Source organism: uncultured Kluyvera sp. (genome assembly GCF_902485085.1).
Lineage (GTDB): Bacteria > Pseudomonadota > Gammaproteobacteria > Enterobacterales > Enterobacteriaceae > Kluyvera > Kluyvera ascorbata.
In genome coordinates, this window is sequence record NZ_CABTJS010000011.1 from 1 (window position 1) to 17924 (window position 17924).

A 17924-nucleotide genomic window follows, 5' to 3' on the forward strand; every position below is an offset into this window, starting at 1 on the left:
ATAATCCGTAAGGAGCAATTCGATGCGTCATTACGAAATCGTTTTTATGGTCCATCCTGACCAGAGCGAACAGGTTCCGGGTATGATCGAGCGCTACACTGGTGCAATCACTGCAGCAGAAGGCACGATCCACCGTCTGGAAGACTGGGGCCGTCGTCAGCTGGCTTACCCGATCAACAAACTGCACAAAGCTCACTACGTTCTGCTGAACGTTGAAGCACCGCAGGAAGTGATCGATGAGCTGGAAACTAACTTCCGCTTCAACGATGCCGTTATCCGCAGCATGGTTATGCGTACTAAGCACGCTGTTACCGAAGCGTCTCCGATGGTTAAAGCGAAAGACGAGCGTCGTGAACGTCGCGATGATTTCGCAAACGAAACCTCAGATGATGCTGAAGCTGGGGATTCTGAAGAGTAATTTCTGATGACCAATCGTCTGGTGTTATCCGGCACAGTGTGCAGAACACCGCTTCGCAAGGTCAGCCCATCAGGAATTCCTCATTGCCAGTTCGTGCTTGAGCATCGTTCTGTGCAGGAGGAAGCCGGCTTTCACCGGCAGGCGTGGTGTCAAATGCCCGTTATTATTAGCGGACAAGAGAACCAAGCCATTACTCACAGTATAACGGTCGGTAGTGCAGTCACCGTTCAGGGTTTTATCTGTTGCCACAAAGCAAAGAATGGCCTGAGCAAAATGGTTCTGCATGCCGAGCAGATTGAATTGATAGATTCTGGAGACTAGCCATATGGCACGTTATTTCCGTCGTCGCAAGTTCTGCCGTTTCACCGCGGAAGGCGTTGTTGAGATCGATTACAAAGACATCGCAACGTTGAAAAACTACATTACCGAAAGCGGTAAAATTGTCCCGAGCCGTATCACCGGTACTCGTGCAAAATACCAGCGTCAGCTGGCTCGCTGCATCAAGCGCGCTCGCTACCTGTCCCTGCTGCCGTATACCGATCGTCATCAGTAATCGGCCGCCGTCTATTAACGACTTTAAGAGGATAAGGTAATGCAAGTTATTCTGCTTGATAAAGTAGCAAACCTGGGCACCCTGGGTGATCAAGTTAACGTTAAAGCGGGCTACGCTCGTAACTTCCTGGTACCACAGGGCAAAGCTGTTCCTGCTACCAAGAAAAACGTTGAATTCTTCGAAGCACGTCGTGCAGAACTGGAAGCCAAACTGGCTGACGTTCTGGGCGCTGCAGAAGCTCGTGCTGCACAGATCGTAGCACTGGAATCAGTAACCATCGCGTCTAAAGCAGGCGACGAAGGTAAACTGTTCGGTTCCATCGGTACTCGCGACATCGCTGATGCAGTTACTGCAGCTGGCGTTAAAGTTGCTAAGAGCGAAGTTCGTCTGCCGAACGGCGTTCTGCGTACTGTTGGCGAGCACGAAGTGGACTTCCAGGTTCACAGCGAAGTATTCGCTAAAGTTATCATCAACGTTGTTGCTGCTTAATCAGCAACCCACGTTTTGATAACAACAAACCGCCGGCCTTGTGCCGGCGTTTTGCTTTTTAGGCCCACCACTTTTCGACTGGCTATCTTTCATCCTTTTCGCGATAATCAAAAAATTAAAACAATATTTTAATTTTTGGTAAAAGAATGGAAACTCTGCGCCAGCACCCTCTGTTTTCCCGTAAAAATATCGTTTATCTCTGTGCCGCATTCTGCTGTCTGCTGTGGGGAAGTGCTTACCCGGCGATTAAGAGCGGGTATGAACTGTTTCAGATTGCCACTGATGATATTCCGAGCAAAATCGTCTTTGCGGGCTACCGCTTCCTGTTTGCCGGGGCACTGCTGCTCCTGCTGGCGATGGCACAGCGTAAGCCAATTGCTCGTCTGAGCGCGCGTCAGTTTGGCCAGCTAACCCTGTTGGGACTCACGCAGACCTCGCTACAGTACATCTTCTTCTACATCGGCCTTGCTTTCACCACCGGGGTGAAGGGGTCAATTATGAACGCCACGGGTACCTTCTTTAGCGTGCTGCTGGCGCACTTTATCTACCAGAACGATCGGCTGAGCTATAACAAGACGCTGGGCTGTATTCTCGGCTTTGTCGGGGTGATGGTGGTGAACTTCAACAGTGGGCTGCTGGATTTTAGCTTTAGCCTGGGAGATGGCTCGGTGGTGCTGGCGGCGTTTATTCTGTCAGCGGCGTCACTCTACGGTAAGCGTATCTCTCAAACGGTCGATCCTACGGTGATGACGGGTTACCAGCTGGCTTTCGGTGGCCTGGCGCTGGTGGTCGGCGGCTATCTGAGCGGCGGCACGCTGACCTTCCACGGCTTCTCATCGGTGGCGATTCTCGGTTATCTGACGCTACTGTCATCGGTGGCCTTTGCGCTGTGGAGCATTTTGCTCAAGTACAACCGCGTGGGGATGATTGCGCCGTTTAACTTCCTGATCCCGGTATCCGGTTCGGTGCTGTCGGCGATTTTTCTCGGGGAAAATATTTTCGAGTGGAAATACGCGCTGGCGCTGGCGCTGGTCTGTTCGGGGATTTGGTGGGTGAACAAGGTGAAGCGGTAATGCCTGATGGCGCTGCGCTTATCAGGCCTACGTTCACGGTTTTGTAGGCCGGATAAGGCAAAGCCGCCATCCGGCAGTCTGCAAGTTTAACGCGCGCGAATAAAACTACCGTCCTGCTGGCGGGTGAACAGCACCTGACCGTTATCCGATTCGATGGTTAACCCGGTAACCACACCGTTGGCGTTCTTACGAATCTGCACTTTCTGGCCGTTTTTCAGGTTACTCAGCGGCTTACCCGCCCCCTCAACCTGCGCCATAGCATAGACATCGGTTGGCGGCAGGTTATTGTCGCGGAAAAGCTGCGCCAACGTTTTACCGGCTTCAACCTGATAGGTATGCCAGTCGCTGCTGCTGCGGCTCTCCTGATAGGGCTGCGTTCGCGACGGAGCGGCCTGCTGCTCGCTCGGCTGTTCTTCCTGCACCGGTTCCGGCGCAACGGGGGCAACCTGATCTAAATCGTTAGACGGTGTGACCAGCTGAGCGTGCAACGGCTGAGCGTCTGGCTGCGGCGTTTGCGACTGTGACTGGAAGTCCAGCTGCGCGGAGCGAGTCACCTGAGGCGGCGGGCTGTCGTCAGCGGAAGGCAGCAGGAAGCCGACGATAATGGCCAGCGCAGCAACAATCACGCCGCGACGGTGGGCAGGCGGCAGCGGGTCCATGATGCGAAGATCGTCCGGCGCATGCCAGATTTTCACCAGCAAAGGTTTTATTTCAAATCTCCCGGGCATGGCTCTCCTCCTGCTCCGTGTCGATGCTATCCAGTATAGATGGCTAACTGCCTGATGAACGTGGCAAAGCGCACTTTCATCATATCCTATAGGCAAAAGGTATTGTTTCTTTTTCCCGGTAATTTGTCATCTTTCCTGACACAAAGTTTTACCCTGTGCGGCGTGGCTGCTATGCTGCCCGCTACTTTATACCCGAAGAAAGGAAAGACGATGGCCACCCCGACTTTTGACACTATTGAAGCACAGGCAAGCTACGGTATCGGCCTGCAGGTAGGGCAGCAGCTGAGCGAGTCCGGTTTGCAGGGTTTACTGCCGGAAGCACTGGTTGCCGGTATCGCCGATGCGCTGGAAGGCAAGCAGCCTGCTGTGCCGGTAGACGTTGTTCATCGCGCGCTGCGTGAAATCCACGAACGTGCTGATGCAGTACGTCGTGAGCGTTTTGCGGCGATGGCCGAAGACGGCGTGAAATATCTGGAAGAAAACCGTGAGAAAGAAGGCGTAAACAGCACCGAATCCGGTCTGCAGTTCCGCGTTCTGACCCAGGGCGAAGGCGCAATCCCAGCGCGTACCGATCACGTTCGCGTACACTACACCGGCAAACTGATTGACGGCACCGTGTTCGATAGCTCCGTCGCACGCGGCGAACCTGCTGAATTCCCGGTTAACGGCGTTATTGCTGGCTGGATTGAAGCACTGACCCTGATGCCGGTTGGCTCTAAGTGGGAACTGACTATCCCTCATAGCCTGGCCTACGGCGAGCGCGGTGCGGGTGCTTCCATCCCTCCGTTCAGCACACTGGTCTTCGAAGTCGAGTTACTGGAAATCCTGTAATCCTCGCACTTATCCTCTCTCCGTCCGGGGAGAGGATACAAACTCCTGAAGTTAGATATATGTTGGGATTTAATCTTGCAAATACAGCAATTGCGTGTATTTTTGTGAGCTGTTTCCCATAGGTGAGGTGATATAACACTCACTTTAAACATAAAATTAACATTATATTTAAATCATAGTATTCATCCCTCCGATTCTTACCTAATATCGAGACATCCTATAGATAGGATCGTCTTGCATGACGACATAAAGGGCCAGTAGAGCCCGCACAACACAGACAGAAACAACAGGAAGAAAATCACATGGTTGATCAGATTAAAGTCGCTGCTGCCGAAGAGCAGGAGCCGGCTGAACAATCGCTACGGCGAAACCTTACAAACCGTCATATTCAGCTTATTGCCATCGGCGGCGCCATTGGCACCGGGCTGTTTATGGGATCGGGCAAAACTATCAGTCTCGCTGGGCCTTCGATCATCTTCGTTTATATGATCATCGGTTTTATGCTTTTCTTCGTGATGCGCGCGATGGGCGAGCTGCTGCTCTCCAACCTCGAGTACAAATCGTTTAGTGACTTTGCGGCCGACCTGCTTGGCCCATGGGCCGGGTATTTTACCGGCTGGACCTACTGGTTCTGTTGGGTGGTGACCGGGATGGCGGACGTCGTCGCTATTACCGCCTACGCGCAGTTCTGGTTCCCCGGACTCTCTGACTGGGTGGCTTCGCTGGCGGTCGTGGTCCTGCTGCTGAGCCTCAACCTTGCCACCGTGAAGATGTTCGGTGAGATGGAGTTCTGGTTTGCGATGATCAAAATCGTCGCTATCGTCGCGCTGATCGTTGTCGGCCTGGTGATGGTGCTGATGCACTTCAAATCACCAACCGGCGTAGAAGCCTCGTTTGCTCATCTGTGGAACGACGGCGGCTGGTTCCCGAAAGGCATCAGCGGCTTCTTTGCGGGCTTCCAGATAGCGGTCTTCGCCTTCGTGGGGATTGAGCTGGTGGGCACTACCGCGGCGGAAACCAAAGATCCTGAGAAATCACTGCCGCGTGCGATTAACTCGATTCCAATCCGTATCATCATGTTCTACGTGTTCGCGCTGATTGTGATTATGTCCGTGACCCCGTGGAGCTCGGTGGTACCGAACAAGAGCCCGTTCGTTGAACTGTTCATGCTGGTCGGTCTGCCGGCGGCGGCGAGCATCATTAACTTCGTGGTGCTGACCTCGGCAACCTCTTCCGCCAACAGCGGCGTGTTCTCAACTAGCCGTATGCTGTTCGGTCTGGCGCAGGACGGCGTAGCGCCAAGCCTGTTCGCTAAGCTCTCCAAGCGTGCGGTACCGGCGAAAGGGCTGACCTTCTCCTGTATCTGCCTGCTGGGCGGCGTGGTGATGCTGATGGTGAACCCAAGCGTGATCGCAGCCTTCACCATGATCACCACCGTATCGGCGATTCTGTTTATGTTCGTCTGGACGATTATCCTGTGCTCTTACCTGGTATACCGTAAGAAGCGTCCACACCTGCATGAAAAATCCATCTACAAAATGCCGCTGGGCAAAGTGATGTGCTGGGTCTGCATGGCGTTCTTCGCCTTCGTTCTGGTGCTGCTGACTCTGGAAGCGGATACCCGTGAAGCGCTGATGGTGACGCCAATCTGGTTCATCGTGCTGGGGCTGGGTTGGATGTTCCTGCGTAAGAACAAGCTGGCTAAGTAAGAGAATTTCGCTCCTCACTCTCTTCGCTGAGGAGAGGGTGAGGAGGAAACGACACAAAGCGCCCATCGTGGCGCTTTCTTCGTTTTTGAGCCTCACCTCGTAGTCCCCCCATTCTTAACGTGCTACTTTCCCCGCCACAAACGAAAAGCGTATGGAGATGAAATGCGTCAGAGAACGATTGTCTGCCCGGTGATTCAAAACGAGGGCGAATACCTGCTGTGTAAAATGGCCGATGACCGCGGCGTTTTCCCTGGGCAATGGGCGATTTCCGGCGGCGGTATGGAGCCGGGCGAAACCATGGAAGAAGCGCTGAGACGCGAGATAGGTGAAGAGCTGGGTGATGCGCTGGATATTACCGAAGTGAAGCCGTGGACCTTTCGCGATGACGTACGGGTGAAAACCTACGCCGACGGGACGACCGAGCAGATCTACATGATTTATCTCATCTTTGACTGCGTGAGCGCCAACCGGGATATTACTTTCAACGAGGAGTTTCAGGAGGTCGCCTGGGTGAAACCCGAAGCGCTGGCCGATATGGACCTCAACGTCGCGACGCGAGAAACCTTCCGCCAGAAAGGTCTGCTGTAAAAAAACGCCTCCCGCAAGAGGAGGCGCTTAGTCATCTTATTCGCCTTTGAGCGCGCGTGGGAACAGCACGTTATTCTCGAGACTGATGTGCTCCATCAGGTCGTCGATCATTTCGTTGATGCCGTTATACATCGCCTTCCAGGTGGTGCAGGCTTCTGGCGGAATAGTGACGTTCTGAGTGGTGTGCTTAATCACTTCCAGCAGTTCACCTGCTTCGTCATGCTCGCTTTCCATCACGCTGATTGGCCCCATCGCCTGGCTGCCCATGCCTTGTTTGATCATCGGGAACAGAATCTGCTCCTCTTTCATCATGTGGCTGGAAAGCTCCTGATGCAGCATGGTCAGGTATTTCGCCAGGCCTCTTGGCACGTTCGGTTTGTCGGCGTGTACACGTTCAACTTTGGTGGCCTGCAGAATCAGCTCTGGCAGCTGTTCGCGGTGACGGTCGTGGTAACGCACGATGATGTGGTCGATGATTTCGGCCAGCGGTGCTACGCGCCAGTCTTTTTCCACCGGCTGCTCGGCCAGTTTTGCCAGTTCAGCTTCAATCACGGCAACGTCGAGCTCTTTGCGGTCCGCCGCACGGGCCAGCGTCTGCTTACCGCCGCAGCAGTAATCCATATCATATTTACGGAACAGCGCGGATGCGCGTGGGATGGAGAGCGCCAGCTCGCCTAATGGTTGGTCGCGAAAGGCCATAGCAGTTACCTCGTCATCAATAATATAAGATGTATTTTAAATGCATCTTTAAATCGAAGATATACCCCTTTATAGGCAGGGGAATTCAGTGATGTTTGTCACAAAAAATTATTACGCTTTAACGTGCTGAATCTTATTAAGAATGCCTCTGGTAAGACCTGAATCGATTAAACAAGCGCGTGGCGCTGCCGATAGTGAGACTTCAGACCACCTGCACTTAAAGGCAAAAGATGTTTAAAAGAATAAAAGTGATTACCGTACTGATTGTCGTACTGGTCGCGCTGGGCGCGATGCAGCTGATTTCGGCGGGCGTATTCGTTCGTGCGCTGAATAACGACAAGCAGAATTTTACCGTCTCTCAACTCTCCAGCCAGAACGTGGCGGAGTTTACCGACGCGTGGATTAGCCTCAATCAGGCTCGTGTCACCCTCAACCGCGGCATGCTGCGTTTGCAGGGGACCATGGCAAGCAGCGTCAACGGCGGCGAGCTGAAAACGCTGGTGGATACGGCCAACAATCTGTTGGCTGAGGCGAAACGTCACTACGACACCTATTACGCGCTGCCGGAAACGCCTGGGCTGGACGGCCATCTCTCAGACAGCCTCGAGAAACAGTACGGCATCTACTCTGCGACGCTTGCGCGCATGAATGAGCTACTGGCGGAAGGCAAGCTGGAAGACATGTTCAAGCAAAACGCCGAGCAGAAACAGCAGGCGATGCAGGCGGTTTACCAGGACTGGCGTGCGGCGCAGGCATCGCTGACCAGCGCAGGGGTTAAACAAAATGAGAGTGACTACATTCGAATTTTGTGGAGCCTTGGGGTGATGCTGGCGCTGGCGCTGGCGGTTATTGTGGTGAGCTGGGTGGCGATGCAGCGCGTGCTGCTCAAGCCGCTGCATCAAGTGATGGACCACATTCGTCATATTGCCGAAGGCGACCTGACCAACAATATCAATACCGAAGGCAGCAACGAAATGGCACTGCTGGCACGTAACGTCAACGACATGCAGCAGTCGCTGGCGAAGACGGTCGGCGTGGTTCGCGAAGGCGCAGACACCATCTACACCGGTGCGGGCGAAATTTCTGCTGGCAGTAACGATCTTTCCTCGCGCACCGAGCAGCAGGCTGCCTCGCTGGAACAGACCGCCGCCAGCATGGAGCAGTTAACCGCGACGGTGAAACAGAACGCCGATAACGCGCGTCAGGCCACTCAACTGGCGCAGAACGCGTCTGAAACCGCGCAGAAGGGCGGAAACGTCGTCGACGGCGTGGTGCGTACCATGGACGAAATTGCCGCGAGTTCCAGCAAAATTGCCCAGATCACCAACGTCATTGACGGCATCGCCTTCCAGACCAATATTCTGGCGCTGAACGCGGCGGTAGAAGCGGCGCGAGCCGGTGAACAGGGACGCGGCTTTGCCGTGGTTGCCGGTGAAGTTCGCACGCTGGCGCAGCGCAGCGCGCAGGCTGCGAAAGAGATTAAAGGGCTGATTGATGATTCGGGCAACCGCGTCAGCGCCGGTTCCGCGCTGGTGCACGAAGCCGGTGAAACGATGGCTGAGATCGTCAACGCCGTTACTCGCGTCAGCGACATCATGGGCGAAATCGCTTCCGCCTCCGATGAGCAAAGCCGCGGCATTGACCAGGTGGGCCAGGCGGTTGCCGAGATGGACCGCGTCACCCAGCAGAACGCCTCGCTGGTGGAAGAGTCCGCCAGCGCCGCGTCAGCGCTGGAAGAACAGGCTGCACGTCTGAACGAGACGGTGGCGGTCTTTAAAATCTCCCGCCAGCAGTCCATGCAGAAAGCACCAATGAAGAAAGCCTTCGTGCCAACGGCGAAAGCCGCGCCGCTCAACGAAGCGAACTGGGAAACGTTCTAAGCCTCAGGCCTCAGAAACCGGCACCACCGCCGGTTTCTGCGGTTTTGACCGCACCGCAATCACCACGCCTATCACCAGCAGCGTAATCCCACTTAGCGTCAACATCGGCGGCATTTCCTGGCGCAGCAGGAAGGTGTACAGCAGCCCCGCCAGCGTTTCAAAGACAATCAATGGTCCAAGGATCACCGTCGGCAGCCGCTGGCTCGCCACGTTCCAGCACAGCGCGCCGACCCACGAACAGAGCACGGCAATGGCGATCATCAACCCAATAAACACCGTCGGTCGCGGGCCGAATGGCAGTGGGAAATCCGGCGTCTGGGCGTGCAGCCACAGGCAGGCCGCGATGTAGCCGATGACGGAAACCGGCAGCGTCACCAACGCCTGCGCGGTGGCCCACATCAGCGGCGGCTGGTGCGGGTTTTCTCGCAGCCAGTGGGCGTTACGCAGGGCATACCATGCCCAGCACACGACCGAAACGCTCGCCAGCGCAATCCCGGAACCGTAGCGCCAGCCGCTAAAGTCCGGCAGCCCCTGACGCAGCTCGGCGATATTCACGCACAGCAGGCCAATGCCAATCAGCACCAGTGGCGGCATCAGCCGCATCCACGACAGTTTGCCGTCGCGCTGGCTATAGAGCAGGTTAGCGAAAATCGGGATCACTACCGGCAGCGTGGCGATAATCATCGTTGAAACCGGCGCACCGGTGCGCTGAATAGCGCTGGCAAGGCAGACGTAATAGATAAGGTTGCCGACCATGGTCAGCCCCAGCGCCGTCCACCAGTCCTGACGCGTAAGCTGACGCAGACGCGCGCGGCCCAGCCACGCCAGCGGCAGGGCAATCAGCCCTAGCGCCAGATAGCGCCCCATCGACTGCAGCACCGCCGGGTAATCCGGCACGATTAACGGCCCGACAAAAATCAGCCCCCACATCAAACCCGCTAACAGGGCATACAGCACACCGCTAATCATTATGATTTCCACTTCTGTTAAACATGCTGAAAAGTGTAGGAGGGGAAAAGCGTGCAGTATTGTATGAGATTGCTGATTAGCGACGGACAACCTGTTTTTGGTAGCGCACTGGGGTAATGCCGTAGCGCTGGGTAAAGGCGCGGGTGAGGTGTGACTGGTCGGTCAGCCCGGTCGCGGCGGCGACTTCGGCGGCTGGCATACCGTGGGTGAGAAATTCTTTGGCACGCCAAAGGCGTACGGCCATCAGCATCTGATGCGGCGTGACGTGGAAATGGGCCTTGAACTGGCGCTGGAAGTGCCACGGGCTCAGCGCCGCGACGTTCGCCAGCTCGTCGAGGGTAATGGGGTGCATGTAGTTATCGTAGAGATAGTCGCGCACGTGGGCAAAGCGGTGCGCGCCTTCCGCCAGCACCGGCGCATGACAGGCCAGCGGCTGGAAGGTGTCTATCATATCCAGCAGCAGCCCTTTCTGGGCGAGCGGGTCGTCGGTATGCCACAGGGCGTGGATCTGACGGCCAATCAACAACGAACGCTGCGGGTCGTGGCGGGTGACGTCGTCAAACCACCAGTGGCGAATGCCGGTCACGTCTTCGAGCAGGTCGGGCTGAAGGTAAATCATCCGGTAGCGCCAGCCGTCGGCGGTTTCCGCCTCGCCGGTGTGCAGTTCGTCGGGGTTCATGGTGACAACCGAGTGAACCGGTGCAACGTGCTGGGTTCCGCGATAGCGAAAACGCTCGGCTCCGGCTTCAATTACGCCGATGCCAAACGCTTCGTGGGTGTGAGGTTCAAAGGCGTAGCGGGAGATATGGGCATGATAAAGCTCAACGCCCGGCACCTGTGCCAGATGGCGAAAGCGGGCGCTGTCTTTCTCATCGCTGAACTGTTCTGGTACGCCTTGCACGTGATATTTCCCCCTGGACCATTCTTTTATTATCAGAGATGGCCCGCGGGGGCGCTACCACATTTAACCGATTTTTAACGATTACAGAATGCCTTTGACGCTCTCAGCCAGCGGCGTAGTTGGACGGCCAATCAGTTTGCTCAGCGTGTGACTGTCGTCGAACAGACCGCCTTTTGAGGCACCAACGTCAGAGTCCGCCAGCATGTCAGCCAGCCCGGCAGGCAGGCCGACGCTTTTGAGCGCGGCGGCAAAATCGGCCTGGCTCAGGTTCTGATAAACCACCTTTTTACCGCTCTGTTTTGCCAGTTCAGCGGCCAGTTCACCGAGCGTCCAGCCGTGGTCGCCCGCCAGTTCGTAAACTTTCCCAGCGTGACCCTCTTCAGCGATGACGCGCGCTGCGGCAGCGGCGTAGTCTGCGCGGGTTGCCGAGGCGATTTTGCCTTCACCGGCTGCGCCAATAAACACGCCATGCTCCAGCGCAGCTGGTGCGCTCGCCAGATAGTTTTCGGTGTACCAGCCGTTACGCAGCAGCGCGTAAGGAATGCCAGAGTCGGCCAGCATCTTCTCGGTTTCAACGTGTTCAACGTGCAGGCCCAGCGGGGATTTATCGGCGTGCAGCAGGCTGGTGTAGGCGATAAATTTCACGCCCGCGGCTTTGGCGGCATTGATGATATTACGGTGCTGCGGCGCGCGCTGGCCGACTTCGCTGGAGGAGATAATCAGCAGCTTGTCCACGCCCTGCAGCGCTTTGGTCAGCGCCGCTTCGTCGCCGTAATCGGCCTGACGAACAACGACGCCCTTCTGGCTCAGCGCTTCGGCTTTCGCCGGGTTGCGGACAACGGCAACCAGTTGGTTGGCGGCAGTCGTGTTGAGCAGGTTAGCAATGACGTGCTGGCCAAGCTGGCCGGTGGCTCCGGTAATCGCGATCATGGGTCTTCTCCTTCGTGTTCGTATGGTGTTGTGGTAAGCTATCACCATAACTAACTTTTAGTAAGTACGTACAAAAAGGTAAGTATGAAAGAAATAAATCCGACGCTGACGCAAAAGCTGCGCAACGGCAACCTGTTTGCCGAAAGTTGCCCTTCGCGGGACGTGCTCAAACACGTGACCAGCCGTTGGGGCGTACTGATTCTGGTGGCGCTGCGTGAAGGGACGCATCGCTTTAGCGACCTGCGCCGCAAGATGGGCGGGGTCAGCGAAAAAATGCTCGCCCAGTCGCTACAGGCGCTGGAGCAGGACGGTTTTATCAACCGTATTTCCTACCCGGTGGTACCGCCGCACGTTGAGTATAGCCTGACGCCGCTGGGGGAAGAGGTGAGCGAAAAGGTAGCGGCGCTGGCGGATTGGATTGAGGTGAATTTGCCGGTAGTGATGGCGCAGCAGCTCCCGGCGTCGGCGTAAACGCCTCCGCCGGGCTACATGCTATCGTAGCCCGGCCGAGCAAAGCGACGCCGGGAAGCGCGCAGAACTTACTTACTCAAATCCAGCTGATAAATCGCAAACCCAATATCATCCGTCGCCACCTGCTTCATCGGATACTGCGCTTTCTCTTTGATAAACGCCGCGGCTTTTTCTGACGGCGAGGTTTCAAAGCGGATATCCAGTTTGGTATCGCTGTGAATCGGTGCCAGGCGCCAGTTGTTGTCCGCCGCCGGGTGAATTTCTCCGGCTTTCTTCGACTGCTCGCCAATCCACGCTGCCAGTACCGAACGGTTTTCATCCGGTGAAGCAAAGGCAATGTGCGCATCGCCGGTGCCCGCGAACTTACCGCCGTAAGCGCGATAGTTGTTGGTGGCAACGAGGAACGTGGCGTTCGGGTCGATAGGCTTGCCGTTAAAGGTCAGATTCTTGATGCGCTCGGATTTCGGGTTAATGCTCTGGCATTCGCCGTCGTAGCGCGCCGGTTGGGTCACGTCGACCTGATAATCCACGCCGTCGATAATGTCGAAGTTATAGGTGCGGAAACCGTCCCAGTTAATCAGCGACTGCGGCTTGCTGCTGTGCGGGTCAATTTGATTGAACTGCCCGGCAGAGCACTCCAGCCATTCTTTCACCTCTTTACCGCTGGCTTTCACCACCACCAGGGTGTTTGGATAGAGATAGAGGTCGGCGGCGTTGCGGAAGGTCAGTTGACCTTTTTCCACCTCAACGTAGCTTGCTGGGTCGTTCTTACGCCCGCCAACTTTAAACGGCGCGGCAGCGGAGAGCACCGGCAGTTTCGCCAGATCCGGGTCGCCCTGAATAAAGTGCTCAACGTAGGCTTTCTGCGCCATGTTGACCACCTGCACGGTTGGGTCGTCCTGCACCAGCGCAAGGTAGCTGTACATATTGTCGGAGGACTTGCCAATCGGCTTGCTGACGAATTCGCGGGTGGCGTCGTGGTCGGTCTTCAGCGCATCAACCAGCTTGTGGTCTTCTGCCGCCAGTGATTTTTTGGCGACGGCGTCGTAGATTGGGCGAGCCTGGGCCTGCGCGGAGGTCACCTGCCATTTGCCGCTGTCGTTGTTCAGCACCAGGTCAACCACGCCAAGATGGTCGCCCCACATCCCCGGCATCACCGCTGGAATACCGTTAAGCGTCCCTTTTTCGATATCCGCGCCTTTGATGCTGGCGAAGTCTTTGCTCGGGAAAACCGCGTGCGCATGACCAAACATAATGGCATCGACGCCCGGCACCTGGCTTAAGTAATAAACGGAGTTCTCCGCCATGGCTTGATACGGATCAGCGGAAAGGCCTGAGTGGGCAATCACCACCACCACGTCGGCACCATTGGCACGCATCTCCGGCACGTAGTGACGCGCGGTTTCGGTGATATCGTTCACCGTCACTTTACCGCTCAGATTGGCCTTATCCCAGGTCATGATCTGCGGAGGCACAAAGCCGATATAGCCAATTTTCAGCGTTTGCTTATGACCGTCTTTATCGACAACCTCAGTTTCTCTAATCAGATAGGGCGTAAACAGCGGCTTTTTGGTCTTAACATCGATGATATTGGCGTTAATGTACGGGAATTTGGCACCAGCCAGCGCTTTATGCAGATAATCCAGCCCGTAGTTGAATTCGTGGTTACCGAGGTTGCCGACGCTGTAATCGAGCAGATTCATGGCTTTATAAACCGGGTGTACATCGCCCTGTTTCAGCCCTTTGGCCGCCATGTAATCGCCCATTGGGCTGCCCTGGATAACGTCACCGTTATCGACCAGTACGCTGTTTTTCACTTCGTCGCGAGCGGCATTAATCAGGCTCGCGGTGCGCACCAGGCCGAACTTCTCGGTGGCGGTATCTTTGTAGTAATCAAAATCCATCATGTTGCTATGTAAATCAGTGGTTTCCATAATGCGGAGATCCACCGTGGCGGCATTCACGCTGGCGGCAATCAGCGTCGCCAGAAGCGTTGCGCTAAACTTGATCATCAGAGGCATCCTTTTTTTAGAACTGACACACAGATTTAAATGTATTTGTATTCTGTTACTTACGAGGATGTGAATCATGCCAGAAAAGCGTGACAGGAAATCGGCAGCGGTTCACAGATATCCGGGACGATGATGGGAATAGCAGAATTAACGGCGATGCGATATAAATAAAACAATAAGTTAACGCCACTGTAATCTTAACGAGGTGGAGAATGTTAGAACAAGTCTGTCAGCTTGCGCGCGACGCAGGCGATGCCATTATGCAGGTATACGATGGAAAGCTGCCGCTGGACGTCACCAGCAAGAAAGATGATTCCCCGGTGACGGCGGCCGATATCGCGGCACATCATGTCATCATCAAAGGGCTGAAGGCGCTGACGCCGGACGTGCCGATTCTTTCAGAAGAGGACCCGCCGGGCTGGGATGTACGCCAGCACTGGCAGCGCTACTGGCTGGTGGACCCGCTCGACGGGACCAAAGAGTTCATCAAACGCAACGGTGAGTTCACGGTTAATATCGCGCTGATTGAAAACGGTAAAGCGGTGCTGGGCGTGGTGTTCGCGCCAGTACTCAAGGTGATGTACAGCGCGGAAAACGGCAAAGCGTGGAAAGAAGAGTGTGGCGTGCGTAAGCCGATTCAGGTGCGCGACGCGAACCCGCCGAAGGTGGTGGTGAGCCGCTCCCACTATGCTAACGATGATGAGTTGAAAGAGTATCTGCAGCAGTTGGGCGAGCACGATACCGCGTCTATCGGCTCATCGCTGAAGTTCTGCCTGGTAGCGGAAGGCGAAGCGCAGCTTTACCCGCGCTTCGGGCCAACCAATATCTGGGATACCGCCGCAGGGCACGCGGTGGCTGCGGCTGCCGGTGCACACGTCAACGACTGGCAGGGCAAAACGCTGGATTACACCCCGCGTGAATCGTTCCTGAACCCTGGCTTCCGGGTGTCTATTTTTTAATTCAGTAGCTTATGCAGCAGGGCAACCACCTGCTGCACTTCTGCCTGCGTCAGTGCGCCGTCTTTGGCCCACTGAACCCGTCCCTCTTTATCCAGAACCACAATCGCCGAGCTGCCTTCATCCAACTGCCAGGCTTTGCGCACCAGACCATCGCTGTCGACAATAAACTGTGACCACGGGTAGAGCTTCTTATTACTCTCAATGCTGCTACGCACGAAAATAGAGGAACCTGGAATCGCATCATCGGTGTTAACAATCGTGGTGGTCTGGTAGCGGTCATGCGGCAACTGAGCGGCTTTTATCGCCTCGACCAGCGTGGCATTTTTCTCTTTTGCCGACGTACGACCGGCAATATGTTGCACCACTCTCACTTTTCCAGGCAGCTGCGCGCTGTTCCAGTTTTTATAGCTAAACTTATCATTATCGAGAATGAGTTCGCCGCGATCCGCCACGCCAACCGGGGAAACGCGCTGTCCGTTTGTAAAGTTATGTGCGGCTGCCATTAACGGCATTAACAGGCATGAAACCGCCAGAAGGGTACGTAGGGTCATGGTTTTTCCTTTTTATATGCAGGTGATCCGACCACTTGGCCGATAGCTTTAATCATATGTGCGATCTATGTTTTTTTCCCGCAAAGGCGGTGCCAGTTTGTGGAGGAACGCACACAATCTCAAGAAATCGAAGCCTTATACTGTGTTCATCGTATGGCTGAAAAGAAAGTTCTGAATTATTGTAATAAAAAGGTAAATAAGGTCCTCTATGATAGAGGACCTCTGTTGTTATGGACTATAGTTAACAAGTACTTCACTTTGCGCCCCGGAGCGTTGAGCCAAATGTGGACAACAAGGGCGTAGTACTTGCAGGAGATTAGAATGAAAATTTTCCAACGCTACAACCCGTTTCAGGTAGCAAAATACGTTAAAACCCTGTTCCGTGGACGGTTGTACATCAAGGACGTTGGCGCTTTTGAATTTGATAAGGGCAAAATTCTTATCCCAAAAGTCAGAGACATTCAGCACCTTTCTGTGATGTCTGAAGTTAACCGCCACGTGTTACGCCTACAGACTGATATGGCGTAATCAGAACACGATGCGGCAGAATTAAAAACGGCTCCCAATGGGAGCCGTTGATGTTTCTGGCACCGGCGTTTTACGCGCCGTGCTGTTCGCTTTCTGCGATATCAGACTGCTTCGGTACCAGTACCGTTGGCTTGTTATCAATGCGCGTTACCAGCAACTGGTCGATACGGTAGTTATCGATATCCACTACTTCAAACTTGTAGCCGGAGAACTTCACCGCATCGGTACGTTTCGGGATTTTGCGCAGCATAAACATCATGAAGCCGCCGATGGTTTCGTAGTTGTCCGACTGCGGGAAATCGTCGATATCCAGCACGCGCATGACGTCATCGATTGGTGTACCGCCGTCAATCAGCCAGGAGTTCTCGTCGCGTGCAACGATTTGCTCTTCCAGCCCCTGACCAACCAGGTCGCCCATCAGCGTGGTCATCACGTCGTTGAGGGTGATGATCCCCACGACCAGCGCGTATTCGTTCATGATAACCGCGAAGTCTTCTCCGGCGGTTTTGAAGCTTTCCAGCGCCTCTGAAAGGGTGAGGGTGTCCGGCACAATCAGCGTGTTGCGGATCTGCACGCCGCTGTTTAGCGCCATGCTCTGGTTAGCCAGTACGCGGTTCAGCAGGTCTTTGGAGTCGACGTAGCCAATGATGTGGTCAATGTCTTCGTTACACACCAGGAACTTGGAGTGCGGGTGTTCGGCGACTTTGTTTTTCAGACTTTGTTCGTCTTCGTGCAGATCGAACCAGATAACGTTCTCGCGCGGGGTCATGGATGACGGCACGGTACGGGATTCCAGCTCGAAGACGTTTTCAATCAGCTCATGTTCCTGCTTACGCAGCACGCCAGCCAGCGCACCGGCTTCCACTACCGCGTAGATATCGTCGGAGGTAATGTCGTCTTTACGCACCATCGGCAGTTTGAAGATGCGGAAGATAATGTTGGCCATGCCGTTGAAGAACCACACCAGCGGCCGGAAGACCGCCAGGCAGAAGCGCATCGGGTTGATGATACGCAGAGCCACGGCTTCAGGCGCAATCATACCGATGCGTTTCGGGGTTAAATCCGCGAACAGGATAAACATCCCGGTCACCAGCGAGAAGGAGAGAATAAAGCTCAACTGCTCGGAGAGTTCCGCTGACATATATTGGGAGAACAAGGAGTTGAACGCGGGAGAGAAAGCTGCGTCGCCGACGATACCGCCGAGGATGGCAACGGCGTTAAGGCCGATTTGCACCACGGTAAAGAACATACCGGGGTTTTCTTGCATTTTTAGAACACGTAGGGCGTTGATATTGCCTTCATCAGAAAGCAGTTTCAGTTTGATCTTGCGTGATGCCGCAAGTGAGATCTCAGAGATAGAGAAGAACGCACTTACAGCGATCAGACAGAGTATGATTAATATACTGTTTAACATATCTTATCCAGCCCGTCGGGCCAGATCCTCGGAAGGGGAAGTTTATAAATCCGTGTGGAATACACATTGAAAACCGCCCCGTAGGTGATGGGGCGACAATTTCAGCGGTTAGTATAGCGTAAAGCACTGTAAAGCCGCCAGAGGTCACATTTTGTTTAGATGGGGGAGCGGTAGGCCGGATGGTGCTTCACTTACCCGGCCTACGGTGTGACATTTGTTAC

The 17924-nt window shown here is 54.9% G+C and carries 20 protein-coding genes; 12 read left to right on the plus strand and 8 right to left on the minus strand.

All coding sequences use genetic code 11. The features are described 5' to 3' along the window. The first annotated feature begins 22 nt into the window (after positions 1 to 22). The 5 genes from rpsF to RDN66_RS01860 all read left to right on the plus strand — a co-directional run bounded on the left by rpsF (position 23) and on the right by RDN66_RS01860 (position 2533). Positions 23 to 418 carry a 30S ribosomal protein S6 gene (gene rpsF, locus RDN66_RS01840; RefSeq protein WP_035893279.1) on the plus strand — a complete coding sequence of 132 codons (396 nt, stop codon included), beginning with the start codon at positions 23 to 25 and terminating at the stop codon, positions 416 to 418. Positions 419 to 424: 6 nt separating this feature from the next. Beyond that, entirely contained in the window at positions 425 to 739 is a 315-nt protein-coding gene (priB, locus tag RDN66_RS01845) for a primosomal replication protein N (protein WP_035893276.1), read from the plus strand. A 4-nt stretch (positions 740 to 743) separates the two neighbouring features. After that, on the plus strand, positions 744 to 971 hold the full coding sequence (gene rpsR / locus RDN66_RS01850) for a 30S ribosomal protein S18 (protein ID WP_002210155.1): 228 nt from the start codon (positions 744 to 746) through the stop codon (positions 969 to 971). A gap of 39 nt (positions 972 to 1010) precedes the next feature. Continuing rightward, positions 1011 to 1460: a 50S ribosomal protein L9 gene (rplI, locus tag RDN66_RS01855; protein WP_035893274.1), complete on the plus strand. Its 450-nt coding sequence runs from the start codon at positions 1011 to 1013 to the stop codon at positions 1458 to 1460. A 146-nt stretch (positions 1461 to 1606) separates the two neighbouring features. Continuing rightward, positions 1607 to 2533 carry a DMT family transporter gene (locus RDN66_RS01860; protein WP_270502539.1) on the plus strand — a complete coding sequence of 309 codons (927 nt, stop codon included), beginning with the start codon at positions 1607 to 1609 and terminating at the stop codon, positions 2531 to 2533. Between the two features lie 86 nt (positions 2534 to 2619). Here RDN66_RS01860 and RDN66_RS01865 read toward each other — a convergent pair whose 3' ends face one another. Next, on the minus strand, positions 2620 to 3261 hold the full coding sequence (locus RDN66_RS01865) for an OapA family protein (protein ID WP_202216696.1): 642 nt from the start codon (positions 3259 to 3261) through the stop codon (positions 2620 to 2622). 210 nt (positions 3262 to 3471) lie between these two features. On the opposite strand from RDN66_RS01865, the gene fklB reads away from it, so the two are divergent. The 3 genes from fklB (at position 3472) to nudI (ending at position 6389) form a co-directional block, all read left to right on the plus strand. Further along, positions 3472 to 4092 (plus strand): FKBP-type peptidyl-prolyl cis-trans isomerase, encoded by a 621-nt coding sequence (gene fklB / locus RDN66_RS01870; protein WP_035893271.1) that lies wholly within the window; start codon positions 3472 to 3474, stop codon positions 4090 to 4092. Positions 4093 to 4394: 302 nt separating this feature from the next. Further along, positions 4395 to 5801 carry a D-serine/D-alanine/glycine transporter gene (gene cycA / locus RDN66_RS01875; protein WP_035893269.1) on the plus strand — a complete coding sequence of 469 codons (1407 nt, stop codon included), beginning with the start codon at positions 4395 to 4397 and terminating at the stop codon, positions 5799 to 5801. 162 nt (positions 5802 to 5963) lie between these two features. Beyond that, positions 5964 to 6389: a nucleoside triphosphatase NudI gene (gene nudI / locus RDN66_RS01880; RefSeq protein ID WP_202216695.1), complete on the plus strand. Its 426-nt coding sequence runs from the start codon at positions 5964 to 5966 to the stop codon at positions 6387 to 6389. Between the two features lie 36 nt (positions 6390 to 6425). Here nudI and ytfE read toward each other — a convergent pair whose 3' ends face one another. Next, a complete protein-coding gene (ytfE, locus tag RDN66_RS01885) occupies positions 6426 to 7088 on the minus strand; it encodes an iron-sulfur cluster repair protein YtfE (RefSeq protein WP_035893265.1) in 663 nt (220 codons plus the stop codon). Positions 7089 to 7318: 230 nt separating this feature from the next. Here ytfE and RDN66_RS01890 point away from each other — a divergent pair, with 230 nt between their 5' ends. After that, positions 7319 to 8968: a methyl-accepting chemotaxis protein gene (locus RDN66_RS01890; protein ID WP_035893263.1), complete on the plus strand. Its 1650-nt coding sequence runs from the start codon at positions 7319 to 7321 to the stop codon at positions 8966 to 8968. Positions 8969 to 8971: 3 nt separating this feature from the next. On the opposite strand, the gene RDN66_RS01895 is transcribed toward RDN66_RS01890, so the two are convergent. The 3 genes from RDN66_RS01895 to RDN66_RS01905 form a co-directional block, all read right to left on the minus strand. Further along, complete coding sequence (locus RDN66_RS01895; protein WP_202216694.1) at positions 8972 to 9937, minus strand: DMT family transporter; 966 nt, start codon at positions 9935 to 9937, stop codon at positions 8972 to 8974. A 76-nt stretch (positions 9938 to 10013) separates the two neighbouring features. Beyond that, positions 10014 to 10838: an AraC family transcriptional regulator gene (locus RDN66_RS01900; protein ID WP_035893259.1), complete on the minus strand. Its 825-nt coding sequence runs from the start codon at positions 10836 to 10838 to the stop codon at positions 10014 to 10016. Between the two features lie 81 nt (positions 10839 to 10919). Beyond that, positions 10920 to 11768: an SDR family oxidoreductase gene (locus RDN66_RS01905; RefSeq protein ID WP_202216693.1), complete on the minus strand. Its 849-nt coding sequence runs from the start codon at positions 11766 to 11768 to the stop codon at positions 10920 to 10922. Between the two features lie 84 nt (positions 11769 to 11852). Between RDN66_RS01905 and RDN66_RS01910 the strand changes: the two genes are divergently transcribed. Beyond that, positions 11853 to 12239 (plus strand): helix-turn-helix domain-containing protein, encoded by a 387-nt coding sequence (locus RDN66_RS01910; protein ID WP_035893256.1) that lies wholly within the window; start codon positions 11853 to 11855, stop codon positions 12237 to 12239. Positions 12240 to 12307: 68 nt separating this feature from the next. Here the strand turns inward: RDN66_RS01910 and RDN66_RS01915 are convergent, their stop codons facing one another. After that, the gene (locus RDN66_RS01915; RefSeq protein WP_308537487.1) at positions 12308 to 14251 is read right to left on the minus strand and encodes a bifunctional 2',3'-cyclic-nucleotide 2'-phosphodiesterase/3'-nucleotidase; all 1944 of its coding nucleotides are present in this window, start codon (positions 14249 to 14251) and stop codon (positions 12308 to 12310) included. A 212-nt stretch (positions 14252 to 14463) separates the two neighbouring features. Between RDN66_RS01915 and cysQ the strand changes: the two genes are divergently transcribed. Further along, complete coding sequence (gene cysQ, locus RDN66_RS01920) at positions 14464 to 15210, plus strand: 3'(2'),5'-bisphosphate nucleotidase CysQ (protein ID WP_035893252.1); 747 nt, start codon at positions 14464 to 14466, stop codon at positions 15208 to 15210. Here the strand turns inward: cysQ and RDN66_RS01925 are convergent. Next, the gene (locus RDN66_RS01925; RefSeq protein WP_123651128.1) at positions 15207 to 15761 is read right to left on the minus strand and encodes a YtfJ family protein; all 555 of its coding nucleotides are present in this window, start codon (positions 15759 to 15761) and stop codon (positions 15207 to 15209) included. The two genes, cysQ and RDN66_RS01925, sit on opposite strands and share 4 nt — an antisense overlap. 321 nt (positions 15762 to 16082) lie before the next feature. On the opposite strand from RDN66_RS01925, the gene RDN66_RS01930 reads away from it, so the two are divergent. Beyond that, the gene (locus tag RDN66_RS01930) at positions 16083 to 16289 is read left to right on the plus strand and encodes a DUF1107 domain-containing protein (protein WP_035893246.1); all 207 of its coding nucleotides are present in this window, start codon (positions 16083 to 16085) and stop codon (positions 16287 to 16289) included. Between the two features lie 70 nt (positions 16290 to 16359). Here RDN66_RS01930 and RDN66_RS01935 read toward each other — a convergent pair whose 3' ends face one another. After that, positions 16360 to 17703, minus strand: coding sequence for a hemolysin family protein (locus tag RDN66_RS01935; protein ID WP_035893244.1), 1344 nt, complete (start codon positions 17701 to 17703; stop codon positions 16360 to 16362). Between the last annotated feature and the right edge of the window lie 221 nt (positions 17704 to 17924).

What these genes read in the sequence shown, in the direction of transcription:
- rpsF (WP_035893279.1), top strand. Translation starts at nt 23, where the DNA reads ATGCGTCATTACGAAATCGTTTTTATGGTCCATCCTGACCAGAGCGAA.
- priB (WP_035893276.1), top strand. Translation starts at nt 425, where the DNA reads ATGACCAATCGTCTGGTGTTATCCGGCACAGTGTGCAGAACACCGCTT.
- rpsR (WP_002210155.1), top strand. Translation starts at nt 744, where the DNA reads ATGGCACGTTATTTCCGTCGTCGCAAGTTCTGCCGTTTCACCGCGGAA.
- rplI (WP_035893274.1), top strand. Translation starts at nt 1,011, where the DNA reads ATGCAAGTTATTCTGCTTGATAAAGTAGCAAACCTGGGCACCCTGGGT.
- RDN66_RS01860 (WP_270502539.1), top strand. Translation starts at nt 1,607, where the DNA reads ATGGAAACTCTGCGCCAGCACCCTCTGTTTTCCCGTAAAAATATCGTT.
- RDN66_RS01865 (WP_202216696.1), bottom strand. Translation starts at nt 3,261, where the DNA reads ATGCCCGGGAGATTTGAAATAAAACCTTTGCTGGTGAAAATCTGGCAT.
- fklB (WP_035893271.1), top strand. Translation starts at nt 3,472, where the DNA reads ATGGCCACCCCGACTTTTGACACTATTGAAGCACAGGCAAGCTACGGT.
- cycA (WP_035893269.1), top strand. Translation starts at nt 4,395, where the DNA reads ATGGTTGATCAGATTAAAGTCGCTGCTGCCGAAGAGCAGGAGCCGGCT.
- nudI (WP_202216695.1), top strand. Translation starts at nt 5,964, where the DNA reads ATGCGTCAGAGAACGATTGTCTGCCCGGTGATTCAAAACGAGGGCGAA.
- ytfE (WP_035893265.1), bottom strand. Translation starts at nt 7,088, where the DNA reads ATGGCCTTTCGCGACCAACCATTAGGCGAGCTGGCGCTCTCCATCCCA.
- RDN66_RS01890 (WP_035893263.1), top strand. Translation starts at nt 7,319, where the DNA reads ATGTTTAAAAGAATAAAAGTGATTACCGTACTGATTGTCGTACTGGTC.
- RDN66_RS01895 (WP_202216694.1), bottom strand. Translation starts at nt 9,937, where the DNA reads ATGATTAGCGGTGTGCTGTATGCCCTGTTAGCGGGTTTGATGTGGGGG.
- RDN66_RS01905 (WP_202216693.1), bottom strand. Translation starts at nt 11,768, where the DNA reads ATGATCGCGATTACCGGAGCCACCGGCCAGCTTGGCCAGCACGTCATT.
- RDN66_RS01910 (WP_035893256.1), top strand. Translation starts at nt 11,853, where the DNA reads ATGAAAGAAATAAATCCGACGCTGACGCAAAAGCTGCGCAACGGCAAC.
- RDN66_RS01915 (WP_308537487.1), bottom strand. Translation starts at nt 14,251, where the DNA reads ATGATCAAGTTTAGCGCAACGCTTCTGGCGACGCTGATTGCCGCCAGC.
- cysQ (WP_035893252.1), top strand. Translation starts at nt 14,464, where the DNA reads ATGTTAGAACAAGTCTGTCAGCTTGCGCGCGACGCAGGCGATGCCATT.
- RDN66_RS01925 (WP_123651128.1), bottom strand. Translation starts at nt 15,761, where the DNA reads ATGACCCTACGTACCCTTCTGGCGGTTTCATGCCTGTTAATGCCGTTA.
- RDN66_RS01930 (WP_035893246.1), top strand. Translation starts at nt 16,083, where the DNA reads ATGAAAATTTTCCAACGCTACAACCCGTTTCAGGTAGCAAAATACGTT.
- RDN66_RS01935 (WP_035893244.1), bottom strand. Translation starts at nt 17,703, where the DNA reads ATGTTAAACAGTATATTAATCATACTCTGTCTGATCGCTGTAAGTGCG.